Here is a 13720-nt window from a genome sequence, read left to right as displayed (position 1 = left end):
AATGACTGAAGACGACGATCACACACGGCGCAAATGGCGCCCGTTTGCTGGATTGCGCAACAACTTCCTTGCGGGTCTTGTCGTTGTCGTGCCGATCGCGGTGACCATGTGGATGATCTGGACCTTTGTAGGTTGGATCGACAGCTGGGTGCTGCCGTTTGTCCCAGCGCGCTATCACCCCGATGCGCTGATCAATCTTTTCTTTGGTGAAAGTGCCTGGTTCAAGATGATCTTTGGGGATGACGTTCGCGTCAACGTGCGCGGCGTTGGCGTCGTTGTCTTCCTGTTGTTTACCGTTTTTGTCGGCTGGATCGCCAAGGGCTTGATCGGGCGGTCCTTTCTGGCCTGGGGCGAAGGGCTGGTGGATCGGATGCCGGTTGTGCGGTCCCTGTATAACGGGATCAAACAGATCGCCGAGACGGTGTTCAGCCAATCCACCGAAACCAAGTTCGACAAAGCTTGCCTTGTGGAATATCCGCGCAAGGGAATCTGGGCGATTGCCTTCATTTCGACCAAGGCAAAGGGCGAGATCGACAAAAGCATTCCGGTAAACGAAGACATCGTCTCGGTGTTTTTGCCGACGACTCCGAACCCGACATCAGGGTTTTTGTTGTTCGTGCCGCGTCATTCGGTGATCGAGCTGAACATGAGCGTCGAAGATGCTGCCAAACTGGTCATCTCGGCGGGTTTGGTCTATCCGAACTCGAAAGACCCATCGCAACCCATTGAAACTGATGTAAAATGAACCTGGTGCTTGCACCCGCTCTAACCGGTTTTGCAACCGGGTTTTCCCTGATTCTGGCCATTGGCGCACAGAACGCTTTCGTGCTGCGTCAGGGGTTGATGCGCCAGCACGTGTTTTGGCTTTGCCTGTTTTGTGCCACCTCGGACGCGCTGTTGATCATGGCGGGCGTTGCCGGGTTCGGCGCCATGGTCGAAGCATGGCCCAGCTTGCCCTTGGTGATGGCACTGGCAGGTGCGGGGTTCTTGATCGTCTACGGAACAATGCGGTTTGCGGCCGCGGTGCGTGGCGACTACGCGATGGAGCTTTCCGGGCAGTCCCGCCCCCTGTTGGCCACGATTGCGATCGCGGCGGCGTTCACTTGGGCCAACCCGCATGTCTATCTGGACACTTTGGGGCTGATCGGGGCTATCTCGACCTCGTTCGGGGACTGGACGCAGCGGATCATCTTTGGGCTGGGCGCGGTAACGTCGAGCTTTGTTTTCTTCTTCTCGCTGGGCTATGGCGCGCGTTTTCTGGCCCCGGTCATGCAACGCCCCAAGGCGTGGCAGATGCTCGATGTAATCATCGGATTGACCATGTGGGCGATTGCGATCGGGCTGATCCGAGGCGTGGCAATCGGCACGATCGGCTAGCCGAACATCTCTTCCAGATCTACAGAGCCACGGGTGTTCAGATCATCCCTGTGCTGGTCAAGAAACTGCGAAGCGGCGTCTCGCCCTGCTGATTTCAACCGCTGCAACGTCACCGCCGAGGGCACCAGTTTGGTCGCCGTGCTAAGGTCGCGCATCAAAACATCATCCGAGATCATGTGAACGAGCACATCGCGCATTTGGCCGGGCGCCAGTTGTCCTGCGGAAATCAGTCGTTTGACGAAATTGATCGCCCGAAGCTCGCGCAGAAGCGACGAATTAAAGCTGATCTCGTTGATCCGGTTCTGGATATCCGCCCCAGAGGTTGGAACATCGGGACGGAAAAGCGGGTTGATATTGACCACCACAATGTCGGCCGGCAGCGCCGGGTCAAACAGGGGGAACAGGGCCGGATTGCCCGTATATCCACCGTCCCAAAAGGCTTCGCGATTCCCGGTGCTTGGGTCGTCGATCTCGACCGCCTGAAAGACGGTGGGCAGGCAGGCCGAGGCAAGGATTGCATCGGTCGAAATCTCGTGCCCATCGAAGACACGGATCTTGCCGGTGCGAACATTGGTGGCGGACACGCAAAAGCGCGGGCCGATATCGGCACAGACACGATCAAAGTCGAACTTCTCGACCACCGATTTAAGCGGATTGGCGTAGAACGGCCCATAGGAATAAGGGCTGATCACCCGGCTGGCCATATCGGCCCAGGCAAACGCCGGCGAGGCTGCGATGGCTTGGCTGATAAACTCGTTATGTGGGGCAAACTGGGCAAACCATGTTGTCAGGCGCAGATCATGGACGCCCGCCACGCTATGCCATAGCCCATCCAGTTGGGCGCGTGCGGCGTCGCGGTCCTGCCCCTTACCGTCCGCCACCAGCCCTGCTTTCAGCGCCGCACCGTTTAGGGCCCCGGCCGAGGTGCCCGAGATGCCGGCAATCTCGATCTGTTCGTCTTCCAGCAACCGGTCAAGCACGCCCCAAGTGAAGGCGCCATGTGCGCCCCCGCCCTGAAGTGCCAGATTGATGCGTTTGGGTTTGGGTCGGGTGCTCAAAGTGCAGTCCAGCCGCCATCAACAGACAAGGTTGTGCCGGTGATCTGTGCGGCTGCATCCGAACACAGAAAGACCGCCGATCCACCCATTTGCTCGACGGTCGCAAATTCCTTGGACGGCTGGCGTGCCAGCATGACTTCGCGAACCACCTCATCACGACCCATGCCATGAGTTTTCATCTGGTCCGGGATCTGCGCCTCGACCAGCGGTGTCAGCACATAACCGGGGCAGATCGCGTTGCAGGTGATGGGCTCTTCGGCCGTTTCAAGCGCAACCGTCTTGGTCAGCCCGACCACACCGTGTTTGGCCGCAATATAGGCCGATTTGAACGGTGACGCCGTCAACCCATGCGCCGAAGCGATGTTAACGATCCGGCCCCAGCCACCGGCGCGCATCTTGGGCAAAGCGGCAGCCGTCGTGTGAAACGCCGAGCTAAGGTTGATCGCGATGATCGCATTCCATTTGTCCACTGGAAATTCGTCCACCGGTGCCACGTGCTGAATGCCGGCGTTGTTGATCAGGATGTCGCACTGGCCCGCTTTCGCAATCAGGTCGCGACATTGATCGGCGTCCGACATGTCGGCTTGGATGTATCGCACCTCGACCCCGAATTCCTTGGCGATCTGCTTGGCCAGGGCGTGGTCTTCATCCGTATCCGTAAAGGAGTTCAGCACAACATCTGCGCCCGCGCGGGCAAGTTCGCGGGCAATGCCCAGACCGATACCGGAATTGGACCCGGTGACGACTGCGGTTTTTCCGTTCAACGATGTGGTGATGGCCATGGGGATCTCCTCTGCGTAATATGTTGCGCCGCAGCATAGCTGAATGCCGCCCGCACGCCAGCGGATATCCGAGCGGCGGCCTGATCACCCATGCGGACCGATGCAGAGCGGTCCGAGCCAACCGATTCTCTCGACCTTTGGTGTGACGTGCGCGGTATGAAGGCTGCCCGAGTGGTCCATAAAAAAAACGCCCGCACGAAGCGGGCGTTAAGTTATTGAGGCAGGTTTCATACAGGCAAGAAACCTATCGAGCAGTGAATTCTTTATAAGCGGTCTGGCGCCGCGTTCCAAGCTAAAAGTTTGAAAAGGCTCGGGGACAGGTCTAGGCTTTCCTCAAATCATATCAGGGACGTGAAGGATGCAGTCGCCAATGAGATCCGATATCTTCAACAATCTGCGCGCACTTGCTGGTGCCGTTTCGCTTTCGATCCTCACCGCCCAGTTTGCCTATGCTGAGCCCCAGCATGGCATAGCTATGTATGGCGACCCTGCCCTACCACCTGATTTTGTGTCCCTGCCCCATGTGAACCCAGACGCCCCCAAGGGTGGCAAGATCATTTTCGCCGAGGCGGGCGGCTTTGATTCGCTGCACCCGTTCATTCGCAAAGGGTCCGCCCCGTGGCAGCTTCGCTTTATGTTGGCAGAAAGCCTGATGGGGCGCAGTTATGACGAACCGTTCACCCTTTACGGTCTTTTGGCCGAATCGGTCGATACCGATCCTGATCGCACATGGGTCGAATACACCTTGCGACCAGAGGCCCGTTTTTCCGACGGCAGCCCCGTCACGGTCGAAGACGTGATGTGGTCCTATGAGACCCTCGGCACCCTCGGCCATCCGCGCTATCACGGCGCCTGGAGCAAAGTGGCCTCCATGGAGAAAACCGGCGAGCGGTCGGTGAAATTCACATTCAACACCGAGGATCGGGAATTGCCGCTGATCCTTGGCATGCGCCCGGTGCTGCAAAAAGCCCAGTGGGAGGGCAAGGACTTTGAAGCCTCTGGCATCGACGTCATCCCCATCGGGTCGGCGCCCTATGTGATCGCCGATTTCGAAGCCGGCCGTCATCTGACGTTAAAGCGCAATCCCGACTATTGGGGCAAGGACGTGCCCTTCATGCGTGGACAAGCCAATCTGGACGAGATCCGGTTCGACTATTACGGCGATGGCGATGTGATCTTCGAGGCCTTCAAGGCCGGCGAGGCAACGACACACCGCGAAACGAATGCGCAGAAATGGGCGACACAATTCACGTTTCCTGCTGTGACTTCGGGCGACATCGTGCTGTCGGACATCCCCCATCAGCGCCCCACCGGGATCATGGGGTATGTCATGAACACCCGCCGCCCCGCGTTTCAGGACATTCGCGTGCGTGACGCGATGATCCACGCCTTCAATTTCGAGTTTATCAACCAGACCATCAATGCCGGCGCCAAGAAGCGCATTCAGTCCTATTTCCACAACTCGGTGCTGGGAATGACACCGGGGGCGCCTGCGGAAGGTTTGGTGAAGGACATGCTGATGGCCTTTGACGACCTGCCGAAGGGCGCGCTTGAGGGCTATGCCCTGCCGGTGTCTGACGGCTCGGCGCGCAACCGCGACGGATTGCGCAACGCCATGGCGCTGATGGAAGACGCCGGCTGGACCGTGCAGGACGGCGCGATGAAAGACGCAAATGGGTCGCCTTTCACCTTCGAGATCCTGTTGAAAACCGGCGCCTCCGAGAACCGGCAAGAGATCGACATCTTTACCGCCGCCCTTGAGCGTATGGGGATCGCGCCCACCATCACCTCGGTCGACAGTGCGCAATACAAGGAACGCACCAACGCGTTTGATTTCGACATGGCCTATTACTGGCGCGGCCTGTCGCTCAGCCCCGGCAACGAACAAAAGCTGTATTGGGGCAGCGAAAGCGCAGACGAAGAAGGCACACGCAACTGGATGGGCGTGAAAAGCGCGGCAATTGACGGCCTGATCGACCGCATGCTGAACGCCAAGGGGCAGGACGAATTTCGCGCGGCCACCAAAGCGCTTGATCGTGTGCTGACCGCTGGCCGCTATGTCATTCCGCTGGGGTTCTCCGAAATGTCCCACATTGCTCATGTCAAAGAACTGAAATACCCCGCGCGCATTCCGATGTATGGCGATTATCTGGGCTTCCAGCCTGAGATTTGGTGGTATGAGGAATAGGATTGCCGCAGGCGAGGCACGTCGCCAAACGCTGGCGACGCTGGTTCTCGGCGTGTAGGCCCAATCATCCTTTGGGTCAGGTCAGCGACGTGACCCAAAGGATCATCGCGTCCTCATCGCTGATCGACACAACGTTATGGCCCATCGACGCATCGTAATAGGCGCTGTCGCCGCGCCGCATTTCGACGGGTTCGTAGAATTCCGTAATCAGCCGGATCGCGCCGGTCAGAACATACAGGAACTCCTCTCCGTCATGGCGCACCCAGCCGTCAAACTCGTCAAAGCTGCGGGCACGCACCCGGGCGCGATAGGGCAGCATCGCCTTTTTGGTCAACGCGCCTGCCAGCATTTCATGTTCATAGGTGGCGGTCGGATGGGACGCGCCATCCCCCGATTTGGTCACGGCCATGCGCCCGGACACCTGTGCCGCCTTCGGCGCGGTGAAAAGCTGAGGCACCGAGATCTGCAGACCCACTGCCAGCTTCTTCAGCGCCTCGTATGTGGGTGACATCTGGCCGTTTTCGATCTTCGACAGGGTGGATCGCGCCAGCCCGGCCTGAACGGCCGCTTGGGCAAGGGTCCAACCGCGCGATTTGCGCAGGTCACGCACCCGTTCGCCAAGGTTTACGGGGCTTGGATCAGGCGCATCCTCGCCGCTTTCGCGTGCCAGACGGATCAAGCTGGGTTGGTTGAGGCTCTTCATGGCCTCTGAATACACCGAAACCGGATCAATGCAACTGCTAGCCCTTGTAAGTGCCCGCAGAGCTTGGCACATCAAGGAAATGAGATCCGAAATGACACCCACGGCCCCCCTGCCTCCGCCGCCTTCGGACTTTAATATGGCGCGCTATGTGTTGACCCATGCCGATGATCTGGGCACGAAAACCGCTTTGTCGGTGGTGACGCCGAATGGTGCTGGGGAAACACATTGGACCTATGCGCAGTTGGCACGGGCCGTGTGCGGGCTTGCGGGTGGGCTGTCGGCGCAGGGCGTGCGCCCCGGTGACCGTGTGCTGCTCCGCCTCGGCAACACAGTCGATTTTCCGCTGGCTTTTCTGGGGGCCATTGCGGCAGGCGCGGTGCCGGTTCCCACCTCGTCCCAGCTGACCCGCGCCGAGATCTCCAAAATGGCCGCGATGGTCGACCCCAAGCTGATTTTCGCAGATGAGGGCATCGCGCTGCCAGATGGGACCGATGCGCCGGTTTTGAATGTGGACATGCTTCATCGTCTGGCCGACCACCCGCCCGCAAGCTTTCATATGGGCGATCCCGAGCGGCCCGCCTATATCGTGTTCACCTCTGGCACGTCGGGCAAGGCGCGTGCGGTGGTGCATGCCCATCGTGCCATCTGGGCGCGGCAAATGATGTGGACCGGCTGGTATGGTCTTACCCGCGACGACCGGCTGATGCATGCCGGTGCGTTCAACTGGACCTATACGCTTGGCACCGGGTTGATGGACCCCTGGACGGTTGGCGCAACCGCGCTGATCCCGGCGGCTGGAGCGGCGGCCGCGGATTTGGGCCACTTGCTGGCGCGCGAACAGGTGACCATCTTTGCCGCAGCCCCTGGTGTCTATCGCCAGATGTTGCGCGCGCCCCTGCCCGCCCTGCCCAACCTGCGCCACGGCCTGTCCGCGGGCGAGAAACTGCCGGCAACCACCCGCGCGCACTGGATCGACGCGACCGGCACCCCGATCCACGAAGCTTACGGGATGTCGGAATGTTCAACCTTCGTGTCCGGGTCCCCAGACCACCCCGCGCCCGAAGGCACGTTGGGGTTCCCTCAACCCGGTCGCCATATCGCCGTTGTCGATGACACAGGCCACCCGGTCGCCCGTAACGAGGCAGGCATCATGGCAGTTCATGCCTCCGATCCCGGCCTCATGCTGGGCTATCTTGGTGCCGAAAAAGACACAAAAGCCCGTTTTCGCAACGACTGGTTCCTGACAGGCGACACTGTCAGCATGAACCCAGACGGTGCCATCACCTTTGAGGGACGCTCAGACGATATCATGAACGCCGGTGGATTTCGTGTCTCTCCGATCGAGGTTGAGGCCGCAATGGCGTTGCACCCCGGCGTCCACGAAGCCGCCTGCGCCGAGGTCGCCATCAAAGCTGACGCCACCGTCATCGCCTGTTTTTATACCCTCGAAGGCGCGGCCCTGTCAGATCAAGACCTGTCAGCCCACGCCCATGCCACCCTCGCCCATTACAAATGCCCGCGCCTGTTCATTCCGGTCACCACCTTACCGCGTGGGGCGAACAACAAACTGCTCAGGTCAAGCCTGCGCACCGCCTTTGAACGTGGCGGGCTTTCTTCGGGCTGATCCCCGTGCCCTTTCCTATGACCCCAATCCCGGCTAAAGCCTAGCGCAAGGAGTTTGCCATGATCCGTCTTGATGTGTTTTCCGATCCGATCTGCCCATGGTGCTACATCGGCAAGGCCCGCCTTGACCGCGCCCTTGCCGCGCGGCCGGATCATCCGTTTCAGGTCCAATGGCACCCGTTCCAGCTGAACCCCGACATGCCTGCATCCGGCATGGATCGCCGCACCTATCTTGAGGCGAAGTTCGGAGGCCAAGCCGGTGCTGTTCAGGCCTATCTGCCGGTTGTGACCGAAGCCGAAGCCTCGGGTCTGAAGATCAATTTCGAGGGCATCACGCGCACGCCCAACACGTTGAACGCCCATCGGTTGATCCATTGGGCGGGGATCGAGATGAAGCAAAACGCCGCCGTTGATCGTCTGTTTCGGGCCTATTTCGTGGACGGTGTGGATATCGGGGATCCAGCGCAACTGGTTCAGATCGCGTCAGATATCGGTATGGATGGCGACGTGACCGCCCGGCTTTTGGAAACCGACGCGGACGCAGACGACATCCGGGCGCGTGACGCGGATGCGCGCCACAAGGGCGTGCAGTCCGTGCCGACATTCGTGGTTGCCAACCAGCACGTCATCGCCGGTGCCCAACCGACCGAGCTTTGGACGCAGGCCATCGACGAGATCACCGCCCAGCTTGGGCCGGACACGCCACAGTGATCGCCAGATCCTTTCCACCAGTCCAACCGCTTCGGCTGGGCGAATACGTTCTGCTTGTCGCCGCATTGTTTTCAATGGTCGCGTTCTCGATCGATTCAATCTTGCCGGCACTGCCCGAAATCGCCTCGACCTTGGTGCCCGAAAACGTGAACCGCGCGCAGCTTTTGATCAGCGCTTTCGTGATCGGCGCGGGTGCGGGCCAGTTGTTTTTCGGACCGCTGTCGGATGCGTTGGGGCGGCGATTTTCTCTGTCGATGGGGATGCTGCTTTATATGCTGGCAGCCTTCGCCGCCCTGTGGGCCCAAACGCTTGAAACGCTTCTGTTCTGGCGTTTCATCCAAGGGCTGGGCGCAGCAGGCCCGCGCGCCTGTGGCATGGCCATGACCCGAGACCTGTATCAAGGGCGCGAAATGGCACGGGTGAACTCGATGGCATTCGGGTTTTTCGTGTTCGTGCCAGCGGTCGCCCCGATGATTGGTCAGGGGATCGTGCTGGCCTTTGGCTGGCGCCAGATGTTCACCGCCTATATCCTGCTGGCGCTGGTCATTCTGATCTGGTTTTTGCTGCGCCAACCCGAGACCCTGCCACCCGAACGGCGGCGCGCCCTGTCACTGCGCCCCATCCTTGCGGCGTTCAAAGTGGTCTTGAGCACCCGTGTCACGCTGATCTACATGGGCGTCATCACGCTGGCCTTCGGTCAGCTCATGTCGTTCATCAGCTCGGCCCAACAGATTTATGTCGACGTGCTGGGCGTGGGCACCCGCTTTCCGCTCTACTTTGCACTGGTGACGGTGTTTTCCGCCGCCGCCGGTTTTCTGAACGCCAAACTTGTCATGCGCCTGGGCATGCGGCGCTTGGCGGTCACGGGGTTTGCGGTCCAGACCGTGCTGGCCGCGGTGACGCTGTTGGCGTGGTGGGTGTTTGCGCCTCAGGGTGCGTGGGCGCTGTGGCTGTTCTGTGGCTGGGCAACCACGCTGTTTTTCCTGAACGGCTTGAGCTTTGGCAACCTGAACGCGTTGGCCATTCAGCCTTTGGGCCACGTGGCTGGCACGGCCAGTGCTGTGATTGGCGCGGTGCCCACGATTGCAGCCATCGCCATTGCCGCCCCGGTCGGATTGGCGTTCAACGACACACCGTTTCCGCTTTTGATCGGCGTGACGATCTGTTCAGCGCTCGCGGTCGCGTTGATGCAGCTTGATCGTGGCAATACGGACTAATCCACCAGCTCAGTTGCGCGTTGCGGCTTTCGCCTTGTCCTTCGCCTCTTTCACCTTGATCGCCAGATCTTGAGCGATCGCAAAAGCCCCTTTGATCTTGTCGGCGGTCTTGCGCCAGTCGCGGCGCACAACGATCTTGTTGTCACGCACCTTGGCCAGCCCGTTCTGCGCGTGGATGAAATCGACCAACCCCTCGGGCGAGGCGAACTTGTCGTTGTAAAACTGGATCGTCGCGCCCTTCGGCCCACCATCCAGCTTGGCAATCCCGGCTCGTTTGCACATGCCCTTGATGCGCACGACCAACAGCAGCGTGTTGACCTCTTTCGGCAACGGGCCAAACCGGTCGATCAACTCGGCGGCGAAGCCCTCAAGCTCGACCTTTGACGTGAGCGAGGACAGACGGCGGTAAAGCCCCAGCCGCACATCCAGATCGGGCACATAAGTGTCGGGGATCAGAACCGGCACACCAAGGTTGATCTGCGGGGCCCATGTGCTGTCGGCCTCGCTCAAGCCTTCAAGTTCGCCCGCCTTGATCTTGGCAATCGCCTCTTCCAATAGCTGCTGATACAGCTCGTATCCCACTTCGCGCATCTGGCCGGATTGCTCTTCGCCAACCAGATTTCCCGCCCCCCGAATGTCGAGGTCCTGGCTGGCCAGCGTAAAGCCCGCCCCCAGCGCATCAAGGGATCCCAACACGCGCAACCGTTTCTGCGCCGTCGGTGTCAACGGCACGCGCGGCTTGGTCGTCAAATAGGCATAGGCACGCGTTTTCGACCGCCCGACCCGACCACGGATCTGATACAGCTGCCCCAGCCCGAACATATCGGCGCGGTGGATCACCATCGTGTTCGCGGTCGGAATGTCGATGCCGCTTTCCACGATGGTGGTGGCCAGCAGAACATCGAACTTGCCGTCATAGAAGGCATTCATCCGGCGATCCAGCTCGCCCGCTGCCATTTGCCCATGCGCCACGACATAGGTGACTTCGGGCACGTGATTGGCCAGGAACGCCTCGATTTCCGGCAAATCCTTGATGCGCGGCACAACAAAGAAGCTTTGCCCACCGCGGTAATGTTCGCGCAGCAAAGCCTCGCGGAGCGTGACGCTGTCAAACTCGGAGACATAGGTGCGGATCGACAGGCGATCCACAGGCGGGGTGCCGATGATCGACAGATCCCGCACGCCTGACAGCGACATTTGCAAAGTGCGTGGGATCGGCGTTGCGGTCAGCGTCAGCACATGAACGTCCGAGCGCATTTGCTTCAGCCGTTCCTTGTGGCCCACGCCGAAACGTTGTTCTTCATCCACGATGAGCAGCCCAAGATTTGCAAAGCGCACGTCCTTGGCCAACAATGCATGTGTGCCGACAACAATATCCATCGTGCCGCGCGACAGGCCTTCGCGGGTCAGTTTCGCCTCGCGATGACCCACGAAGCGGCTCAGCTGCCCGACCTGGATCGGAAAGCCGCGGAATCGTTCCGCGAAGCTTTTGAAATGCTGACGCGCCAACAAGGTGGTCGGTGCGATCACCGCCACCTGCTGGCCGGACATTGCCGCAACAAACGCCGCGCGCATCGCGACCTCGGTCTTGCCAAACCCAACATCACCGCAGATCAGACGGTCCATTGGACGGCCTGAGGCTAGGTCGGCCAGAACATCCTCGATCGCGCCCAGTTGGTCGTCGGTTTCCTGATAGGGGAACCGGGCCGAGAACTCCTCCCACGCGTGATGCGGGGCGTCCAGCACCGGTGCCTTGCGCAATTCGCGTTCCGCGGCCAACCGGATCAACTTGTCGGCAACCTCGCGGATCCGTTCCTTCAGCTTGGCCTTTTTGGCCTGCCACGCGCCGCCGCCCAGCTTGTCCAGCAGGCCGGTGTCGTGTCCGAACCGGGACAGAAGCTCGATGTTTTCGACCGGAAGGAACAAGCGATCCCCGCCGGCATATTCCAGCGCGAGGCATTCATGCGGCGCGCCCATCGCGGTGACGGTCTCCAGACCGTTAAACTTGCCCACGCCATGATCGACATGCACGACCAGATCGCCCACCGACAGGCTTTGCGCTTCGGTCAGGAAGTTTTCCGCGCGGCGCTTGCGTTTGGGCGCGCGGATCAACCGGTCGCCCAGCACGTCCTGTTCGGAAATGACGGTCCAGTCCGGCCCTTCGAACCCGTGTTCCAGCGGCCAGACCGCCAGATAAACGCCGCCTTTACCATCGGGCACGTCGCGGGCGGTTTGGATCAGGGTGGTGGTAATCAACCCTTCATCGGCCAACAACCCCTGCAAGCGTTCGCGCGCCCCATCAGAGTAGGAGGCAACGATAACAGCATGGTCCTCTTTCGCCTCAATATGGTCCTTCAGGGCGCTGAAAAGGTTTATGTTTTCCTGTTGTCGCTCTGGCGCGAAGTTGCGACCGATCCGTCCGCCACCATCCAAAACCCCCGCCCCGGTGGCCTGTGGTAGCGCCGCCAGTTGCACGACGCGGGTCTGGGCCAGCGCGGCCTCCCATGCGGTGTCGTCAAGATAAAGGAGCGCGGGGGGACAGGGCTTATACACCGTGTCCATCCGGTTCTTCGCCGTCATCGCGATCTTGCGGGTCTCATACTGGTCAACGATCGCGTCCCAGCGGGCAAGCCGCGCGGGCGTCAGCTGGTCATCAAGGATGACTGAGGCACCCGGCACATAGTCGAAGAGCGTTTCGAGCGTCTCATGAAAAAACGGCAACCAATGCTCGATCCCCTGATGCTTGCGCCCGGCCGAAACCGCTTCGTAAAGCGGATCATCAGACCCCGCGGCGCCAAACTCGATCCGGTAGTTTTGCCGAAACCGGGTGATTGATGCCTCGTCCATGATCACTTCTGACACCGGCGAAAGGTCGACCTTGTTCAACGTATCCGTGGTGCGTTGGGTCATCGGATCAAACCGCCGCGCGCCATCCAGAACATCGCCAAACAGGTCCAGACGCACCGGACCCTCGTCGCCGGGAGGGAAGATGTCGATGATGCCGCCACGAATGGCGAAATCACCGGGTTCGGTCACCGTGGGCGCTTGCGAGAACCCCATCCGCACAAGGAAGGATCTTAGCGCGTCAATGTCGATCTGATAGCCTACACGGGCGGTGAAGGCGGCTTCTTGCAACAAAGTGCGCGCCGGCAGGCGCTGGGTGGCGGCATTCAGCGTGGTCAGCAAAATGACCCGTCCCGCAACCTGCCCCGTCGCCAACCCGGCCAATGTGGCCATGCGCGCGGCCGACACGTCGGCATTTGGCGACACGCGGTCATAGGGCAGGCAATCCCAGCCGGGAAACCGAAGGGTCACCACGTCGGGGGCAAAGAACTGCAGCGCGGCCTCCATCGCGGCCAGACGTTTGTCGTCGCGCGCCACATGAACGACGGGTCCGCCGGACCGCTCCAGCTCTTTTACCAAAAGCGTGGCGTCATAGCCTTCGGGGGCACCAGAGAGAAGAAGCTTGTTCATGAGGGGGAGTTATCGGCCTGTGGTCTGGTGTCAAGGGTGCGCCTTAGCGCAGCACCCCCAGCGACAGGTTTTGATACATGCCCCAAAGCGAGGTCACAAAGATCGCGCCCATGCCCAGAAACTGCGTCTGCACCCGGTGACGGTGCAGGCGTTTGCGAAGCTCTTCGCCCGCCAACGCCTGATCCCGGATAATCGCGGCGGTGTTTAACGACATCAGACCTGCAAGCGACATGGGAAACAGCAGCAAGAACACGGCCTGCGCAAACTCCACCCAATACCAAAAGCCCAGAATGGCCAAAGAGGTCAGAAGCGCCGAGGCAAACCCCAGCAGCCAAAGCCCCGCCATTCCCGCGATATAGAGCAGTCGGTTGCAATTGATGCGCACCATGTCTTCAAGATCGCTTTGCGCCTCGCCGCCAAGGCGGGCGGCCTTCTGGATCATGTCAAAGGGCACCCCGATCACCCAATGGCTGACCGTGGACCATGACACGGCAAGCGCAATCCAATACCACAGGTTGGAAAAGGAACGCATGTCGATGATTTCGAAAACGGTGGAATACCAATCCACGTGCAATTCCTTTGATTTC

The 13720-nt window shown here is 60.3% G+C and carries 11 protein-coding genes; 6 read left to right on the top strand and 5 right to left on the bottom strand.

The features are described 5' to 3' along the window. Position 1: 1 nt before the first annotated feature. On the top strand, positions 2-745 hold the full coding sequence (locus Q0864_RS05365; protein WP_298566731.1) for a DUF502 domain-containing protein: 744 nt from the start codon (positions 2-4) through the stop codon (positions 743-745). Beyond that, positions 742-1377 carry a LysE/ArgO family amino acid transporter gene (locus tag Q0864_RS05360; RefSeq protein ID WP_298566730.1) on the top strand — a complete coding sequence of 212 codons (636 nt, stop codon included), beginning with the start codon at positions 742-744 and terminating at the stop codon, positions 1375-1377. Before Q0864_RS05365 ends, Q0864_RS05360 begins: the two co-directional genes overlap by 4 nt. Here Q0864_RS05360 and Q0864_RS05355 read toward each other — a convergent pair. After that, positions 1374-2435 (bottom strand): patatin-like phospholipase family protein, encoded by a 1062-nt coding sequence (locus Q0864_RS05355; RefSeq protein ID WP_298566729.1) that lies wholly within the window; start codon positions 2433-2435, stop codon positions 1374-1376. The genes Q0864_RS05360 and Q0864_RS05355 overlap by 4 nt on opposite strands. Beyond that, entirely contained in the window at positions 2432-3217 is a 786-nt protein-coding gene (locus Q0864_RS05350; RefSeq protein WP_298566728.1) for a 3-hydroxybutyrate dehydrogenase, read from the bottom strand. Before Q0864_RS05350 ends, Q0864_RS05355 begins: the two co-directional genes overlap by 4 nt. A 370-nt stretch (positions 3218-3587) precedes the next feature. Between Q0864_RS05350 and Q0864_RS05345 the strand changes: the two genes are divergently transcribed. After that, positions 3588-5405 carry an extracellular solute-binding protein gene (locus tag Q0864_RS05345; protein ID WP_298566726.1) on the top strand — a complete coding sequence of 606 codons (1818 nt, stop codon included), beginning with the start codon at positions 3588-3590 and terminating at the stop codon, positions 5403-5405. 76 nt (positions 5406-5481) lie between these two features. On the opposite strand, the gene Q0864_RS05340 is transcribed toward Q0864_RS05345, so the two are convergent. Continuing rightward, a complete protein-coding gene (locus tag Q0864_RS05340; RefSeq protein ID WP_298566725.1) occupies positions 5482-6108 on the bottom strand; it encodes an XRE family transcriptional regulator in 627 nt (208 codons plus the stop codon). Between the two features lie 91 nt (positions 6109-6199). Here Q0864_RS05340 and Q0864_RS05335 point away from each other — a divergent pair, with 91 nt between their 5' ends. The 3 genes from Q0864_RS05335 to Q0864_RS05325 are packed head-to-tail and all read left to right on the top strand — an operon-like array spanning position 6200 to position 9659. Then, positions 6200-7732: a class I adenylate-forming enzyme family protein gene (locus Q0864_RS05335; protein ID WP_298566724.1), complete on the top strand. Its 1533-nt coding sequence runs from the start codon at positions 6200-6202 to the stop codon at positions 7730-7732. Between the two features lie 59 nt (positions 7733-7791). Continuing rightward, positions 7792-8442 carry a DsbA family oxidoreductase gene (locus Q0864_RS05330; RefSeq protein WP_298566723.1) on the top strand — a complete coding sequence of 217 codons (651 nt, stop codon included), beginning with the start codon at positions 7792-7794 and terminating at the stop codon, positions 8440-8442. Continuing rightward, positions 8439-9659 (top strand): multidrug effflux MFS transporter, encoded by a 1221-nt coding sequence (locus Q0864_RS05325; protein WP_298566722.1) that lies wholly within the window; start codon positions 8439-8441, stop codon positions 9657-9659. The genes Q0864_RS05330 and Q0864_RS05325 overlap by 4 nt, the downstream gene beginning before the upstream one ends. A 9-nt stretch (positions 9660-9668) precedes the next feature. Here the strand turns inward: Q0864_RS05325 and mfd are convergent, their stop codons facing one another. Beyond that, a complete protein-coding gene (mfd, locus tag Q0864_RS05320; RefSeq protein WP_298566721.1) occupies positions 9669-13133 on the bottom strand; it encodes a transcription-repair coupling factor in 3465 nt (1154 codons plus the stop codon). 43 nt (positions 13134-13176) lie between these two features. Next, entirely contained in the window at positions 13177-13701 is a 525-nt protein-coding gene (locus tag Q0864_RS05315; protein WP_298566720.1) for a component of SufBCD complex, read from the bottom strand. Positions 13702-13720: the final 19 nt, after the last annotated feature.

The sequence above is a fragment of the uncultured Aliiroseovarius sp. genome (assembly GCF_947497285.1).
GTDB lineage: Bacteria > Pseudomonadota > Alphaproteobacteria > Rhodobacterales > Rhodobacteraceae > Aliiroseovarius.
This window is presented reverse-complemented; position numbering and strand designations above follow the sequence as displayed.

Coding starts and splice junctions, on each gene's coding strand:
- Q0864_RS05365 (WP_298566731.1), top strand. CDS start 2: ATGACTGAAGACGACGATCACACACGGCGCAAATGGCGCCCGTTTGCT.
- Q0864_RS05360 (WP_298566730.1), top strand. CDS start 742: ATGAACCTGGTGCTTGCACCCGCTCTAACCGGTTTTGCAACCGGGTTT.
- Q0864_RS05350 (WP_298566728.1), bottom strand. CDS start 3,217: ATGGCCATCACCACATCGTTGAACGGAAAAACCGCAGTCGTCACCGGG.
- Q0864_RS05345 (WP_298566726.1), top strand. CDS start 3,588: ATGAGATCCGATATCTTCAACAATCTGCGCGCACTTGCTGGTGCCGTT.
- Q0864_RS05340 (WP_298566725.1), bottom strand. CDS start 6,108: ATGAAGAGCCTCAACCAACCCAGCTTGATCCGTCTGGCACGCGAAAGC.
- Q0864_RS05335 (WP_298566724.1), top strand. CDS start 6,200: ATGACACCCACGGCCCCCCTGCCTCCGCCGCCTTCGGACTTTAATATG.
- Q0864_RS05330 (WP_298566723.1), top strand. CDS start 7,792: ATGATCCGTCTTGATGTGTTTTCCGATCCGATCTGCCCATGGTGCTAC.
- mfd (WP_298566721.1), bottom strand. CDS start 13,133: ATGAACAAGCTTCTTCTCTCTGGTGCCCCCGAAGGCTATGACGCCACG.